The sequence below is a fragment of the Sedimenticola hydrogenitrophicus genome (assembly GCF_029017505.1).
Classification (GTDB): domain Bacteria; phylum Pseudomonadota; class Gammaproteobacteria; order Chromatiales; family Chromatiaceae; genus Sedimenticola; species Sedimenticola hydrogenitrophicus_A.
Genome location: NZ_JAQGEI010000005.1, coordinates 81,127 through 97,728, shown reverse-complemented (window position 1 = coordinate 97,728; position 16,602 = coordinate 81,127). Strand labels below are relative to the sequence as shown.

The window sequence follows — 16,602 nt, the reverse complement described above, 5'->3', positions numbered from 1 at the left end:
CAGGATTCCGCAATTAAATCCTGCAAAAGCGATGCCGAATACCAGGATACACCAGACAAGACGACCATATAACTGTTTTTGTTATTATTGAGTGTCTACTATCTTTGATTCACTAGGACCCTGATGAACGATATCCATTCCTGTTAATGGGTTGGCTACTCGACCTGTTCCCAACTATGAGAAAATGTGAGTGGGAATGGAATTAAGTATTGTCTCCCCGAGATATGGCTGGGGTCTGTCCCCGGAATGCGGTAGGTGAACATAACAGGCATTACAATCCCGGCATGCTGGTTGATTATCAGGATCCCAAAAGTGGGGCCGAGGCGATCGCTGTCATCCTTACGGATATTTTGAGTATTGACGATGGGATGACAGTATACCTGCCACCATTTGTTGATGCATGAAGCCTTAGGCAGCTCTACCTCCGATCTGGTCCGCCAATCAGCTGACTACCATCGCCGATGAGGCTCACCACCGCCTGAAGTACGCCATGTCCGTGCAGGTTGACAACCGCGAAGTTCAGGCCATTCCACTGGACTTGATCGCCTAGCCGCGGCGGCCTGCCGAGTTCACTCAGAATCAGGCCTGAGACACTGTCCACCGCCGGGTGGTCCAATTCCCGACCAACGAGGGTGCCGACCAGGCGCAGCAGGTAATTGCCTGTCAGATTGAGCGTCCGCACCAGGGGGGAGAGCACCAGCCCGATCATCAGCATGACGGGCGTCACCCACAAGGCGACGCGCACGGCGTGACTGAGCGCCAGCGCCTTGGGAATCATCTCGCCGAAGACGATGTGCAGGTAAGTGATGGCGATGATCGCCAGCACGACAGCCAGGCCATGCGCCGTGACCTGGGCGCCGAGCCCGGCGAATCCCGCCGCCGTCAACCAATGCTCGAAGAAGACGGCCAGAGTGTGTTCGCCGTACATACCCAACCCCAGACTGGCGAACGTAATGCCCAGCTGTGCGGTGGCCACGTAACGGTCTAGCCGGGTCGGGTCGTCGAGAACGGCCGCGACCTGCCTGGCCCTGCGGCTGCCGGACTCGGCCTGCGCGGCAATGGCCGCACGGGGTGTGCCGATGATGGCGAATTCGGCCGCGACAAACAGCCCGTTGAGAACAACCAGAGCCAGGACCACCAGCAGGACGATGAGCAGATCAGGCATCTCCGCCTCCTGTACCGCGCTGCGGAATCCGCACCAGCACCGACCCGATAGCCAGGCCTTCCAGGGACTCGATCTCGAATTCGATACCGTCGATCGTCAGGCAGCAGCAACCCTCCGGAATCGTATCCAGCCGCTCCAGCAGCCAGCCGGCCAGTGTATCCGCCCGGCCTGGCTTCAATGGCTGGCCTCCGGCGGACTTGATCAATTCGTCGACCTCGTTAAGCGGCAACCGCCCGGGTAGACGCCAACGTCCATCGGGCAGTCGTCTCGATGCCAGCTCGGCGCCGGATTTGAATTCGTCGGACAATCCACCGAGCAGTTCGTGGATGATGTCCTGGAGACTGACCAGCCCCTTGATGTCGCCGTATTCATCGGCGAGCAATGCAATGCGGGCCCGTTGACTGCACAACTGATTGAGTGCGCGGTCAATGGTCAAGGTGTACGGCACAATCAGCAGCGGCCGGACCAGGGACTGTAGATCGGTCAGGTCGTGGTCCGTGGCGATGGCGACGGCGACATCCTTCACATGGATATAGCCGAGTATTTCGTCAGGATTCCCCCGATGGACGATCAGCCGCGTATAAGGCGAGGCTTCGATATCGGCCAGCAGTTGGTCTGGTGGCGCACTCAGATCGAGGCTGGCGATCTGCCGCGAGTGCACCATGAGCTGGCGTACCCGGTGCTGGCCCAGCTGTAAGGCTTCGCGCAGGCGTTTGCTCTCTTCCTGCTCCAGCAGCCCGCCCTCGCGACTCTCGCGGATCAGCAGATCGATCTCCTCGGGCGAATGCACATGCCGGTGGCTCTGTTCGCCGTTGACGCCGAACAGTCGCAGCACCAGGCTGCCGCTGCCATTGAGCAGCGTGATGAACGGCGCCAGGAGCGTTATCGACCAGCGCAGTGGCAGATACGTGCAGATGGCGGTGCCGACGGGGTATTGCAGCGCAACCGTCCTGGGAATGAGTTCCCCGAAGACGACCTGGATCGATGTGAGCACCACCAGTGTGATGGTGGCCGACAAGGCATAGGCAGTGAGCGGTTCGAGTCCCGTATGCTCATCCAGCTGCGCGCCCAGCGCCAGGCCTATCGTCGCCTGCCCGAAGGCGCCGAGCACCAGACTCGAAAGCGTGATACCGAGCTGACAGGCGGCGATATAACGGTCCAGGCGTAGCGGGTCGCGCAGGGTCGGCAGCAGTGCCACCGCCAGCCGCTGGCCCTGAGCGGCCAGTCGTTCGACACGCGTCACCCTCGCACCGACCGCAGCGAACTCCGCCGCGACGTACAGTGCGTTGATGAGGAGGAGCACGATGACAATGAACGCTATCCAAAGACTCATCGCGCCACAATTAGACACCGATCAGACTGACTGAGGGTATTCTGGAGATATCGGCAGGCACAACCATCACCATCGTCAGGATGCAAGACGAGCCGAAGTGAGCTCCACCCTGGCGTAGTCGGTGAAACAATCTATTATGGGCATGGATCAACTCTTCCATATTTGTCTTGGTTCGCTGCATAGCCGCCAGACGGCTGGCGCGTGACATTTGTGCATGAAGCACTTATCGATCGGGACTTCCGCCCAAAAAAGCCATCCTACTGTCGCCTGCACTGCTCATCTACCGGTGTGGAAATGGTAGCCGGTACTTCTCATTCTGTTGCAATGTGCGATAGCGTACAGACGATGGCCACGTCCGGTGATTATGCTTCCTCTGTGATTAAAAGACCATGTGTAAAAAACCACGGGATCATTAAACGTTCACAAGTAAGCACAAGCAGCCTCGACCTGCTCGATACCGCTCTATTTTTTCAGAAGACCGATAAGTCGGTTTTTACCGTATCGAGGCAAATCAAAGCCGGTGTCACTGACACCCCAATTATGGAAATCTGGAGAGTCCAATCATGAAACAATTACGCAACTATCTTACCCTGTTGTTATTGGCTATTACGTTAGCATCGGTCATCGGTTGTACGTCCACCGCAAAACAGGAGAGTACCGGAGAGTATATTGATGACAGTGTTATTACGACCAAGGTGAAGGCGGCCATACTTAATGAACCCACGCTTAAATCCGCCGAGATTAACGTTGAGACGTTCAAGGGTGTGGTACAGCTGAGTGGATTCGTCAACTCCCAGAACGATATCAACAAGGCGGTAGAAATTACCCAGGGTATCAAGGGCGTGACCTCCGTCAAGAACTCCATGCGGCTCAAGTGATCCTGACTATGCCTCGCCAGTGTCAACCTTCCAGGTTCGATGCTGGCCCGGGGTAGTAATGTGTGACAAACCTTGCCCCCTCATCAACTGAGGGGTCACTCTCTCTGGGACGACCATTATAAACCCGCCTGCACCACCGCACAGGTTTTGCAGGTACGCGCCCTGCAGTGCCGATGGGAAACGACATACAAGGCACTAAATTGTCGGGCTCGACAGGCATGGTCACAGTACTTTATCCGCAGCGCTATGTACGCCGCCGTACAGACATTAAACCATTTTGTGGGTAACGTTCAGTTGGTGTTTTCGGGACGTCAGCGGCCAACGTGAGTAACAAGGCTACACAACCACGAATCCTATCCAGAGGCCGTAACGCCACAATTACGATTTCGACGCCATGCATTGGCTGATTGCGGCAACCAGGCACACCTCCTTAGAGCACCAAAGGGATAACCGGAGACGGTATCGGCAGTCAGTCGAGCACCGGGCCAGTACATATCGGTTTTATACTCAAGTCTAGATAATGGATAACCCACATGAAAACTTCACTCTATGCACCTACACTGTTTGCCGTGGCATCTTTTGCCCTGGTCAACGCCGCCTCCGCTGATTTGAACACCAAGGAGGGATATGCGCTCGGTACTCCCAACAATACTATAGTAATGAACGGCTTTAATGGCTGCTGGAGAACCGGATTCTGGACATCCGACATGGCCATCGCAGAATGCGATCCGAGCTTGGTAAAAGTAACCGCTGTCGAGACGCCAAGGGCCCCAATGGCGCCACCTCCGATGAAGTCGGAGGCCATCGTACTTACCCTTGAATCCGATACACTGTTTGAATTTGACAAGTCGGTTATAAGTACCGAAGGTAAGCGGCAGCTGGACAATCAGGTTGTCGCCAAGATGAATGAATACCCTCAAATTGAGATGGTGCGGATCACCGGACACGCCGACCGGATCGGCTCGGAAGCCTACAATCAAAAACTGTCACAGCGCCGGGCGGATGCAGTGAAAGATTATCTTGTCGGACAAGGTATTGTGAGTTCCCGCACTGAAACCGCCGGTAGTGGTGAATCCGATCCTGCTGTTTCCTGTACCGACATGGCCGGTAAAAATAGCAGTAAAAACACGAGCCTGGTTGAATGCCTCAAACCAAATCGCCGCGTTGTGGTAGAAATCAAGACCCACACTATAGTGCAGCAATAGACTGAAACCGCTGCCTCAAGGGCATCCGCGGATGCATCGGATACACAAGGTGACATGAATGCCACCGGCTTAACCCGGTGGCGTTCGTTTACCGCACGGTCTCCGTCCCTCTCGAAATGGATTTTCCCTGATAGACAGGTAAGCGTGAATTGCTTACTTAAACCCTGCGGGATGGACAGCGTACTCAATGATGTGGTTGCTTACTCTGACTCTGCACTGACCCGTCATGAACAAGAGCGAACGTTTCAACGCCGCAGTAACGGTGTTAGGTCGATGGGATACACCTTCCGCATACCCTGTCTATACTGAATGCGTTAGCGCAGTCCGGACCTGAATTCAACCCGAATATAAAAAGGGAATGTCATGAATACAAATAGTGTCGTTTCAAACGCCACCCCACTCAGCCCCGAGCTTGCCGCCAAAATGGATGCCTATTGGCGGGCCGCCAATTACCTGTCTGTCGGCCAGATTTACCTGCTGGACAATCCGCTGCTGAAGGAAAAGCTTAGCAACGAACATGTCAAACCGCGCCTGCTGGGCCACTGGGGAACGACCCCCGGCCTGAATTTTATCTATGTGCATCTCAACCGGCTGATAAAGGAACAGGATCTCAATGTGATCTATCTCGCCGGTCCCGGCCACGGCGGCCCGGCCATCGTCGCCAATACCTGGCTCGAGGGTAGTTACAGTCGCTATTATCCCAACATCTCCCAGGACGAATTGGGAATGAAGCGGTTGTTCAAACAATTTTCCTTCCCCGGCGGCATTCCCAGCCATGTCGCCCCGGAAACTCCGGGATCGATTCATGAAGGGGGTGAATTGGGATACGTCCTCTCCCACGCCTACGGCGCCGCGTTCGATAATCCTGATCTACTGGTCGCCTGTGTAGTGGGCGACGGCGAGGCGGAAACAGGCCCGCTGGCGACCGCCTGGCATTCAAACAAGTTTCTTAATCCAAAAACCGATGGTGCGGTGCTGCCGATTCTTCATCTCAACGGTTACAAGATCGCCAACCCCACCATCCTGGCGCGCATCCCCCGGGAAGAGTTGGAACAACTATTCCTCGGTTATGGCTACCGACCCTATTTCGTAGAAGGATCCGATCCCGCCGAGATGCATCAGAAAATGGCCGCCACGCTGGATGCCTGCATCACCGGGATCCGTGCCATCCAGAGCGCCGCCCGCGAGGAGGGTATCACCGACCGCCCCTGCTGGCCCATGATCATCCTGCGCACACCCAAGGGCTGGACCGGCCCGAAAGAGGTGGACGGCAAAAAGACCGAGGACTTCTGGCGTTCGCACCAAGTTCCCTTCTCCGAAGTGCGGGGCAATAAGGATCACCTCAAACTGCTGGAGACCTGGCTTAAGAGCTACCGCCCGGAAGAGCTGTTTACTGAAGACGGCGCGTTAATACCCGAATTACAGGACCTTGCTCCACAGGGCGAGAAACGGATGGGCGACATTCCTCATGCCAACGGTGGCAAATTGCTGCACGACCTGCGCATGCCCGATTTCCGCGATTACGAAGTAATAATTAAAAAGCGGGGTTCCACGGTGGCTGAAGCGACCCGCGTGCAGGGCACCTTCCTGCGCGACATCATGAAGGCCAACATGAACTCCCGCAACTTCCGCCTCTTCGGTCCGGATGAAACCGCCTCCAACCGCTGGGGCAATGTCTTCGAAGTCACCAACCGGGCCTGGATGGAGGACACCATTCCCGAGGACGACCACCTCGCCCCCGACGGACGGGTGATGGAGATCCTCTCCGAACACACCTGCCAGGGCTGGCTGGAAGGCTATCTGCTCACCGGACGCCATGGCTTTTTCAACTGCTACGAGGCCTTCATCCACATCATCGATTCCATGTTCAACCAGCACGCCAAATGGTTGAAGACCACCTCGAAGGAGATCCCCTGGCGGCGGCCGATCGCCTCGCTCAATTACCTGCTTTCGTCCCATGTCTGGCGCCAGGACCACAATGGCTTCTCCCATCAGGACCCGGGCTTCATCGATCATGTGGTAAACAAAAAATCGGAAATCATCCGCGTCTATCTGCCGCCGGATGCCAATACCCTACTCTCGGTCACTGACCACTGCCTGCGCAGCCGTAACAAGATCAACGTGGTGGTTGCCGGCAAGCAGCCCTCGCCCCAGTGGCTAAGCATGGACGAGGCGATGAAACACTGCACCAGCGGTATCGGCATTTGGGTGTGGGCCTCCACCGACGACGGCGGTGATCCCGATGTAGTTATGGCCTGTTGCGGCGATGTACCGACCCTGGAGACCCTGGCAGCGGTGGACATCCTGCGTCAGCAGATTCCCGACCTGAAGATCCGCGTGGTCAATGTGGTCGACCTGATGACCCTGACGCCCAAAGAGGAACACCCCCACGGCCTGCCGGATCGCCATTTCGACGACATCTTCACCACCGACAAACCGGTGATCTTCGCCTACCATGGCTACCCCTGGCTGATCCATCGCCTCACCTACCGCCGCACCAATCACCATAACCTGCATGTGCGTGGTTATAAAGAGGAAGGCACCACCTCCACCCCGTTTGATATGGTGGCGATGAACGATCTGGACCGCTATCACCTGGTTGCCGATGTGGTGGATCGCGTGCCGCGGTTGCGCCAGCGGGCCGCCCATGTGAAACAATTCGTGCGCGATAAGCTGATCGATCACAAATACTACATCCGCGAATACGGGGAAGACATGCCGGAGATTCGCAACTGGGTGTGGCCCTATTAAACACAGGCCGCCGCGGTCGTCCTCGCAGTGAGACACGACGGTGGATGCCGCGTTTACGCCATTATCCGTCGCGTTGCTCGAAGCGCTTGATCTGCTGTTCGGCTTCGTCCCTGGTGATGCCGTAGATCTCCTGGATCTTCCCCACCAGGACATCGCGCCTTCCCGCGATGACGTCGAGATGATCGTCGGTGAGTTCACCCCAGTACGCCTTCACCTCGCCCCTGAACTGCTTCCAGTTGCCTTTGACTATGTCCCAATTCATATAAAACTCCATATCGATTTCAGAATGACCACAGACTCCAGGCTAATCGAATGCGAGGAGATGGTCTGTACGGCTGCGCACATGCATAAACAGGCAATGACTGCGGGAATCCACAAAGATGTCCGCAGCCGGAACCTATAGGGCATTGTCTGTACGATGTCGAACATAATCCCGCCCCCCCCCCTACACAGGGACGAAGGGTGCCCGGAAACGGTTACCGGATATTTAGACCACCCGCGCCAAACAGCCCAAGCAGGCCAATGACAATCAAATAGATGGCTACGATGTAGTTCAACAGCCGCGGCACGGCAAGTATGAGAATGCCGGCGATCAGCGCGACCAATGGGGCGATGCTCAATGTCATGTTCATGGATATCTCCTTGCGTCAGTGGGAGGTTTGGGATAGTGCGGTTATTCTCACCTCGACCGCGTGCTCCAGACGGTCGTCGATCAATGGAATGAGGTTACCGGCATGCTCGATGCCATCCACCGTGACGCTTACCGCCTGCTGCATCTGTTCAGCGCCGATCTCGACGGCAATATGGTAGACGGTATCGCGATAGCGGTAGTGGACCTTGTATCCCGCCCAGTGGGCCGGGATGCACGGCGCGATGCGCAGGCGATCCACTTCCAGGCGCAGGCCCAGCAGGGTTTCCACGGTCAGCCGGTACATCCATCCTGCCGCCCCGGTGTACCAAGTCCAACCGCCCGTGCCCGTATGCGGCGATGCGCCATAGATGTCCGCGCACATGACATAGGGCTCGACTTTGTAGAGCGCGATGGTCTCGGGCGTGCTGCCGTGATGGATGGGATTGAGCATGGCGAAGAATTCCCACGCACGTTCCCGGTCGCCCAGCATGGCGAATGCCATCGTGGTCCAGATCGCGGCATGGGTATATTGTCCGCCGTTCTCGCGAACGCCGGGAACGTAGCCCTTGATATAGCCGGGCTCCAGCTCCGATGTGTCGAACGGCGGGTCGAGCAGTTGGATCAGTTGCGCATCGCGCCGCACCAGACGCCGGTCGACCGCGGTCATCGCCCGGCGAGCCCGCAGGGGATCACCACCGTGGGATATCACCGCCCAGCTCTGACTGATCGAGTCGATCTGGCATTCGTCGTTGGCGGACGCCCCCAAGGGCGTGCCGTCGTCGAAGTAAGCGCGCCGATACCAGCCGCCATCCCAGGCTTGCGCCTCAATGTTCGCGCGCAGCAGCTCCGCCTGTTCCGCGCATAGCGCGGCGAAGGTAGTGTCATCCCGGCCAAGCGCCAGGTCAGCGAACAGTCGCAGGTTCTCGTACAGGAACCACGCCAGCCACACGCTCTCACCCTTGCCATCGCGGCCGATGAGGTTCATGCCGTCGTTCCAGTCGCCGCAGCCGATCAGCGGCAATCCATGTGCGCCGAAGCGCAAGCCGTTTCTGATCGCCCGCACGCAATGCTCGTAAAGGCTGGCCGCTTCCGGTGAACGCTGCGGCTGGTCGTAATAGGCCTCTTCCTGCGCATTCAACTCACGACCCTCCAGAAAGCGCAAAGATTCGTCAAGCACGCCCGTATCACCGGTCGCCAGAACATAATGGCAGGTCGCGTACGGCAGCCACAGATAATCGTCGGAGAAATGCGTGCGCACGCCCTGGCCGTTGGGCGGATGCCACCAGTGCTGCACGTCTCCCTTGAGGAACTGGCGCTCGGCGCAGCGGACCAGCTGGTCGCGGGCGAGCCACGGTGTCGCGTGGAGCAGCGCAAGGATATCCTGCAATTGATCGCGGAATCCATAGGCACCGCCGGACTGATAGTAGCCACTGCGACCCCACAGCCTGCATGACAGGGTCTGATAGATCAGCCAGCCGTTGACCAACACGTCCAGCGCGGGATCCGGCGTCTCGACCTGCACCGTCCCCAGCGTACGGTTCCAGTACTCCCACACCGCCTCCAGGGCCTGCCGCGCGCCGGCCCACCCGCCGAAGCGCTGGATGCAATCACGTGCCTCATCGTCGTTTGCGGCGGCACCGAAGACGAATACGATCTCGCTGCCCTGCCCCTCGGCAAGTTCGATCCGGGTCTGCAGCGCGGCGCACGGATCCAGGCCCGCACCCACCCTGCCCGACAGACGCTTACGGCGCATTGCCGCCGGCTTGGCCAGCGAGCCATTACGACCGATAAATTCGCTACGATTACCGCTCACCGACCGCTCGTGCGCGTTGACGTGGGCGAAGACTACTCGATTGGCGTATTCGCGGCCGTAGGCATTGCGGGCGAACAGCGCGCCGCTGTGCGGGTCCGTCTCGGTGACGATGTGCATCAGATTGGCATGGCGCCACTCGCCGAGGACGAGCTCCCAGAATCCGGTCAACGACAGCTTGCGGGCGCGTTTCGAATGATTACGCAGCTTGACCACGACGAATTTCACCGGCGCGTCCATGGCGACATAGGTGAAAAGCTCCGAGGAGATAGCGGCTTCGTAATGCTCGAACACGCTGTAGCCGAATCCGTGCCGGCACACATATCCGGACCGGCCGCGGGCAGGCAGGGGCGTCGGCGACCAGAACGCGCCCGTTTCCTCGTCGCGGATGTAGACCGCCTCGCCGCTGCTGTCGCATAGCGGGTCGTTGTGCCACGTGGTCAGCCGGAACTCGTGCGCGTTTTCCACCCAGGTATAGGCGCTTCCGCCCTCACTGACGACCGTACCGATGTGCGGGCTGGCAATGACATTGGCCCATGGCGCCGGCGTGCACTGACCGGGTTCCAGGGTGACGACATATTCGCGGCCATCGGGCGTGAAGCCGCCCACACCGTTGCAGAAGATGCGCTCGCGCGGCGGCAGCGGCGTGACCGGTTCGGCCGCCGCCTTCACTGCCGGCGCCAGGAGGTCCGATTCGCGTTCGGCCGAGACGCGGCGTTCCACCTGCTCGATCAGTGTCTCGGCGGTATCGCTGAAGACGATGCGGGCAACCGACTGGAACAGGACCCGTTCGTTCTCGGAAAGCTCCTCGGCTCGACGTACGAAGACACCGCCCGGTCTGTCGACGACATGCGCCTCCGGCCCCGCGTTGATCAACCCCATGATCTGGTCGTGCAGCAGCGCCCGGTAGCTCGAGAAATCCTCGTTGACGATCACCAGATCCACCGCCAGACCCTTCATCCGCCAATACGCGTGGGCCTGCAACACCTGTTTGACCAGATCGATGCGGTTCAGATCGCCGATGCGCAGCAGGACGATCGGCAGATCGCCCGAGACGGCAAAACGCCACAGTCCGGACTGGCCGAGCCGGTTGCGGATGATGACACTGGGCGCGGCACGGCGCAGGACATTACCGTAGATAACGGAACTGGCCAGCCGGCCATAGACCTGCGCATCGGCCTCGGCGGCGTTGAGATGGCGCAGCACCTCCTGACTCTGGAACCAGGCCATCTCGAAGGCCCGCTCGACAAAGTGCCGGTCGCAATACTTCTCCAGCAGGGCCAGGGCGGCCTCGCGCGTGTCCGCGACACCGGAGATGATCTGCACGGTGGCAGATTCGTCGGCGGACAGGGTGAGCGTGCAGCGGATCGCCACGATGGGATCCAGAACGGAACCCTCGGTACCCGACAGGCGGCTGGTCGAACGCCGCGGACCGCCACCGGCTTGCAGCGCCGCCGGGTTGGCCGTCGTCCGGCACCGGCCGATGAATTTTGCGCGGTCGGTCTCGTAGGACGGTTCATCGGCCAAGGCGCCTGGCGCGGCCAGCAGATGAAACATCCATGGTACCGGCTCACCCGGCGTGCGGCGGCGACGCGTGCACAGAATCGCCTGCCGGTCGGGCAGGATTTCGCTCTGCACGAACAGGTTGCTGAAGGCACGATGCGCGAGGTCGGCATTCAGCGGTGCCAGCACGACTTCTGCATAACTCGTCACCTCGATATGCCGGGTGCGCGACGACTGGTTGGTGAGCGTGACCCGGCGGATCTCGACATCGTCTTCGGGAGACACGCTGATCTCGGTGTGCGCCTCGATCGCCTGGTCGCGCCGCCGGTATTCCGCACGCCCCTGCACGAAAATCGCCTCGTAGTGGTCGGCCTTGCGCAGTGTCGGCTGATAGGTAGCCGACCAGTACTTCCCGGTTTCGCCGTCGCGCAGGTAGATGAAGGTTCCCCAGCCATCCATGGTGGCGTCCTCGCGCCAACGGGTGACAGCCAGGTCGCGCCAACGGCTGTAACTGCCGCCGGCCTGTGTCGCCATGACATGGTAACGGCCGTTCGACAACAGATGGACCTCGGGTAACGGTGTGTTCGGATCGGTGAACACACGCATGAACGCACCAGCTTCCGTGTCGGGCGGGCGCGCGGCGGCGCTCACTTCGGCCGCATGCGGGTGCAGGGTCGCGCCCTTCTTCGGCACCCGTTCCTGAAGCAGCAGTTCGGTCGCACGCGCGAGTGGATCGGACATGAAACGGCGCTGCATCGGCTGGTCGAGCAACACATGCGCGAAGGCCAACAGGCTCATACCCTGATGATGCGCCATAAAGGTCCGCACGATGGCGTGGTGCTTGTCCCGCGGCACCCGCGAGGGTGTGTAATCGATCGCTTCATAGAAGCCATAGGCACCTAGGAATCCCTGGTCGGCCAGCACCTGCAGGTTGCGGCACGCTTCCCGTGGCTGTACCGTCAGCGCCAATGCACTGGCGTAAGGCGCGATGACCAGGTCGTCACCCAGCCCGCGTTTGAAGCCCAGACCCGGCACACCGAAGGCCCGATATTGATAGACATGGGCGGCATCGGTGGCGTTATAGCAGGACTCGGAAATGCCCCACGGCACCGCGCGCTGCCGGCCGTATTCGATCTGCCGTGAAACCGCGGCCATGCAGGTCTTCTCCAGCAGCGTATTCGCGTAACTCGGCATGATCAGCTGCGGCATGAGGTACTCGAACATCGAACCGCTCCACGATATCAGGCTCACGTCGCCGCCATGGCTGGTCAGCAGACGGCCGAGCGCAAACCAGTGCTTCTGCGGGACCTGTCCCTGCGCGATCAGCAGGAAACTGGCCAGGCGCGCCTCCGAAGCCAGCAGGTCGTAACAGGATGGATCGCGGCGGCGTTCACCCACATCGTAGCCAATGGCCAGCAGATTGCATGCGCCGTCATAGAGGAATTCGAAATCCATCACCGCCAGTGCGCGGCAGCGAGACACCAGATCGTCGATGGAATTGAGCCGCTCCAGCGCCGCCTTGACGCGCGATCCCGGGGGCACGGCCGGCCCGGCCATGTCTACCAGCGTCGGGATGCCGCTGAATTGCCGCGACCCTGGCGCCAGAAAATCGAGTTCATCACGCAGTGCACGGGTTTGCCGGTCGAACACCTGTGCCCAGTAGTACAGTTCGCCATCGATATCGATATCGGCGGGCAGCCAGGCGACCAGCCCCCCGCCCGTACGGTGAATCTCGTCCAGCAGATTTTCCGCGGCCACCAGCGTCCCGGGTTGCCCGTTCAGGGTGAGCGCGTGGAGCGTGTCCTGCAGCGAGCTTATCTGCTTCGCCAGATCCGGGTCGGGTGAGGCAGGGACGTGATCGGCAAGCACCTGCAAGGTGTCCTGCAGACCCTGAAACGCATTCGATGAGAATACCGGTCGGTCCTTCAACTCTACCAGGCCAGCTTGCAGGGTGAGCAGACTGCCGGCCAGGTTGCCGCTGTCCACCGAGGAGACATATTGCGGGAACAGCGGTTGCAGTGTGTGCGTGTCGTACCAGTTGTAGAAGTGGCCACGGTAGCGCTCCAGTTTCTCCATCGCCGCCAGCGTGTTTCCAGTCCGCTGCAGTAATTCACCGGCAGCGATGTAACCGAAATCGTACGCCACCAGGTCCGCCAGCAGCGCCAAACCGATATTGGTGGGCGAGGTGCGCGAGGCGATGACCGGTGCCGGATATTCCTGGAAATTGTCGGGTGGCAGCCAGTTGTCCTGTGGACCCACGAAGGTATCGAAGTAGCGCCAGGTCCGTCGGGCCGACGCCCGCAGGAAGGTCCGTTGCCCGACGTCCAGATCCGGCATGGGCGATGCCAGCGGTTGACTGATCCACCAGCCGACCACGGGTGACATCAGCCACAGCAACAGGACGGGTGCCGTGTAGAGCCACGCCGCACCCGCTGTCCACGCCGACGCCAGCGCCAGCCCAATGGCGAACGCAGGCCCGATCCACATCTCTTGCAGATAATCCGCCGGCGTCCGCCGCGCGTTGCGGATCGCATAGGCCGGCAGTTGCCAGATCAGTAATCCGCGTCGTGTGAACAGCATGCGCACACCCGAACGCAGTACCGCATCCAGGTTGATGAACGTGTCGTAGGGCAGGAATACCAGTGCCAGGAACGCATGCCCGAGGGGGCGAACCACGGATTTCCCGGTCAGGCTCAGGTGCGCCGACCAATCGCGTTCTGCGGGTTTGCGGATGAAGTCGATCACGACGGACAGCAAGCAGGGCACGAACAGCACAGCGGTGACCAGCAGGGTCCAGAACCAGACGGGCGCCGGGCCGAACAGCCAGCCGCCCGCCAGCAGGGCCGACAGCGCCGGCGGCACCAGGCTGCGGCGCAGATTGTCGAGCAGTTTCCACCGCAACAGACGCGAGAGCGGATTGGATTGCCGCCGGGTCCTCGCGCTGTTCGGATCACCCGCTACAGGAGGCCCCGGCACGCGCGGCAGCAGCCAGGCGGCGAGCTGCCAGTCGCCACGTATCCAGCGGTGACGCCGGCTCGCCTCTTGTGCATAACTGGCCGGATGTTCCTCGATGAGATCGACATCGGTCACTAGCGCGGAACGTGCATATCCGCTCTCCAGCAGGTCGTGACTGAGGATTAGGTTTTCCGGAAAGCGTCCGTCGACGGCTTGTCGAAAGGCGTCCACATCGTAGATGCCCTTGCCGATGAAAGACCCCTCGCCGAAGATATCCTGGTAGACGTCCGACACCTCACGCGTGTAGGGGTCGATGCCCGAGTCACCCGCGAACAGCTTCGCGAACCGGGACTGACCCGCACTGGTGAGACTGATCGAAGCACGCGGCTGCAGGATCGCGTAGCCCTCCACGATCCGGCCCTTGTCGGCGGAATACAACGGCCGATTGAGCGGATGCGCGAGATTGCCTATCAGCTCGTGTGCAGTATCGCGGGGCAGCTGCGTGTCAGTATCCAGGGTGATGACGTACTTGATCGAATCGAGAATGACCTGATCGCCGACGATGTCCGAGAAGGCCGTGCGTGAACCGCCCCGCAATACGGCATTGAACTGTTCCAGCTTGCCGCGCTTGCGCTCGTAGCCCATCCATACACCTTCGACCGGGTTCCATATCCGCTGACGGTGGAACAGATAGAAGATGCAGGGGCGGTCGTCGCGGTAGGTCGTGTTGAGCGCCTCGACAGCCGCGCGCAGGTACGCCAGCAACGCGTCATCGCCCGGCAGCACTTGCTCTGGCGCGTCTCGATAATCCGTCAGCAGCGCGAAGAACAGGTTGGGGTCGCGGTTGCCGAGGTAGCGGATCTCCAGGGCCTCGAGCAGGCCGTCGACGCCCTGCGGAGTGTCGAGCAAGGTGGGCACGATCACCATGCTGCGGTGGACGTCCGGGATCCCCTTGGAGTAATCCATTCGCGGCAACGTTCGCGGCGGCAGGACGAGGGTGACCACCATATTCACCAGCGGGACAGCCAGTGCCGATGCGGCGACGATACCGACGATCGAAAAAAACCAGGTCCACCAGCCCCCCTGCTCGAAGCCGCCGGAAGCGGAGAGCGCGCCCCAGGTCGCCAGCAATGTGAGCAGGAGGATTGGGCCGAGGTAAAGGCTCAGGCGGATACACCGGGCCGCCCGGTTGATCCTGGATTTCAACGACGGACGGCAACCGACCGCCTGTTCCAGGCTCCGCCGTCCGCTGCTGATCAGATAGTAGCCGACATGCGCGCTGCGATCCTGGTCGCCAAGCCGCTCCGCGGCCGTCTGCGCGAGCATGATGGCGGCGCGAGCCACCGTCGACTCACTGCACGAAGCGCCTCTCGCCACGTCCTCCACGACATGCCGGTAACGGTCCCGGGTGATGAAATTCTGACCAGCGTGCACCCCCATCGGGTCTTCACGCAGGATCTGTTCGACGGCGCTGAGCGATTCGACGTAATTCCGCCAGTCCATTGCCCCGATGAAGCGCAGACTGCCGATGCTGTTGGCGATGGAAATCTGATTGGCCGCGGCGGTTCGTCCGGCCGCTTGCGACAACTGTGTTGCCGTCACCCCTTGCTCGAATAACTTCTGCTCGACCCAGGTTTGAACGAACGCCATGGCTGGCCCCTGCGCCTGAAGTCTGTCGTAGAACTCCTCCACGAACGGCGCGGTCAGCGGTACGTCGGCGTTGGCGAATTCGGCCAGCAACTGGATCAGCTGTTTCGGTTCCTTTTCGACCGTTGCGAGCATGCGGTCCGCCCAAACGATGGCCGCATCGCGTTCCTCGCGCCGCTGAGCGATACGCACCCCGACGCGCCGCAGATTTTCCAGCAGTGCCAATTGCAGCATGATTGGGAAGGCCCACAACTCGCCCAGCTGCAACGATTCGACAGTCTGGTAGGCGACGACGAACTGACTCGCATTGTCGCTGTCGACACGACCGTCCATATGTGAAATAAGTTCCAGCGCCAAGTCGTAGATACGGGGAAAGCCGGCCGACGCGCCGCCGGCCAGTTGCGGCAACTGCCGGCTGTAGCCCCGTGGGAGATGCCGGCGGGCCAGGCCGATCTGCTGTTCTATCAGATAATAATTGTCGAGCAGCCAAGCCTCGGCCGGCACGATCCGTTGCCCCGGCGTGGCTGCGGCCGTGACGACGTCGTACGCCGCCTGCAGCACGCGCGCGTTGTCCGCCAAGCGTGGCAGCAGCTTGTCCGGTCCCGCTTGCGGATCGATTCTATGCTGACTAGCCAGCGTAACAGCGTGGCGCTTAAGCTGTTCGATGCTGAACAGCTCCGAACGCAGCAACTCCGTATCATGCTCGTTTCGCAGCGTGTTGCGT

At 60.2% G+C, this 16,602-nt stretch carries 8 protein-coding genes; 3 read left to right on the top strand and 5 right to left on the bottom strand.

Annotated elements, in window-relative coordinates:
* Positions 1-418: 418 nt before the first annotated feature.
* Both O9K64_RS04525 and O9K64_RS04520 read right to left on the bottom strand, forming a co-directional pair.
* The gene (locus O9K64_RS04525; RefSeq protein ID WP_275096895.1) at positions 419-1,165 is read right to left on the bottom strand and encodes a CNNM domain-containing protein; all 747 of its coding nucleotides are present in this window, start codon (positions 1,163-1,165) and stop codon (positions 419-421) included.
* The gene (locus tag O9K64_RS04520; protein WP_275096894.1) at positions 1,158-2,498 is read right to left on the bottom strand and encodes a hemolysin family protein; all 1,341 of its coding nucleotides are present in this window, start codon (positions 2,496-2,498) and stop codon (positions 1,158-1,160) included. The genes O9K64_RS04525 and O9K64_RS04520 overlap by 8 nt, the downstream gene beginning before the upstream one ends.
* Before the next feature lie 563 nt (positions 2,499-3,061).
* Here O9K64_RS04520 and O9K64_RS04510 point away from each other — a divergent pair.
* The 3 genes from O9K64_RS04510 (at position 3,062) to O9K64_RS04500 (ending at position 7,332) form a co-directional block, all read left to right on the top strand.
* Complete coding sequence (locus tag O9K64_RS04510) at positions 3,062-3,376, top strand: BON domain-containing protein (RefSeq protein ID WP_275096893.1); 315 nt, start codon at positions 3,062-3,064, stop codon at positions 3,374-3,376.
* A gap of 533 nt (positions 3,377-3,909) precedes the next feature.
* On the top strand, positions 3,910-4,581 hold the full coding sequence (locus tag O9K64_RS04505) for an OmpA family protein (protein ID WP_275096892.1): 672 nt from the start codon (positions 3,910-3,912) through the stop codon (positions 4,579-4,581).
* A 363-nt stretch (positions 4,582-4,944) separates the two neighbouring features.
* Positions 4,945-7,332: a phosphoketolase gene (locus tag O9K64_RS04500; RefSeq protein WP_275096891.1), complete on the top strand. Its 2,388-nt coding sequence runs from the start codon at positions 4,945-4,947 to the stop codon at positions 7,330-7,332.
* 61 nt (positions 7,333-7,393) lie between these two features.
* Here the strand turns inward: O9K64_RS04500 and O9K64_RS04495 are convergent, their stop codons facing one another.
* The 3 genes from O9K64_RS04495 to O9K64_RS04485 all read right to left on the bottom strand — a co-directional run bounded on the left by O9K64_RS04495 (position 7,394) and on the right by O9K64_RS04485 (position 16,568).
* Entirely contained in the window at positions 7,394-7,594 is a 201-nt protein-coding gene (locus O9K64_RS04495) for a CsbD family protein (protein WP_275096890.1), read from the bottom strand.
* A gap of 214 nt (positions 7,595-7,808) precedes the next feature.
* Positions 7,809-7,958: a DUF3096 domain-containing protein gene (locus O9K64_RS04490; RefSeq protein WP_335342236.1), complete on the bottom strand. Its 150-nt coding sequence runs from the start codon at positions 7,956-7,958 to the stop codon at positions 7,809-7,811.
* Positions 7,959-7,979: 21 nt separating this feature from the next.
* A complete protein-coding gene (locus O9K64_RS04485; RefSeq protein WP_275096889.1) occupies positions 7,980-16,568 on the bottom strand; it encodes a GH36-type glycosyl hydrolase domain-containing protein in 8,589 nt (2,862 codons plus the stop codon).
* Between the last annotated feature and the right edge of the window lie 34 nt (positions 16,569-16,602).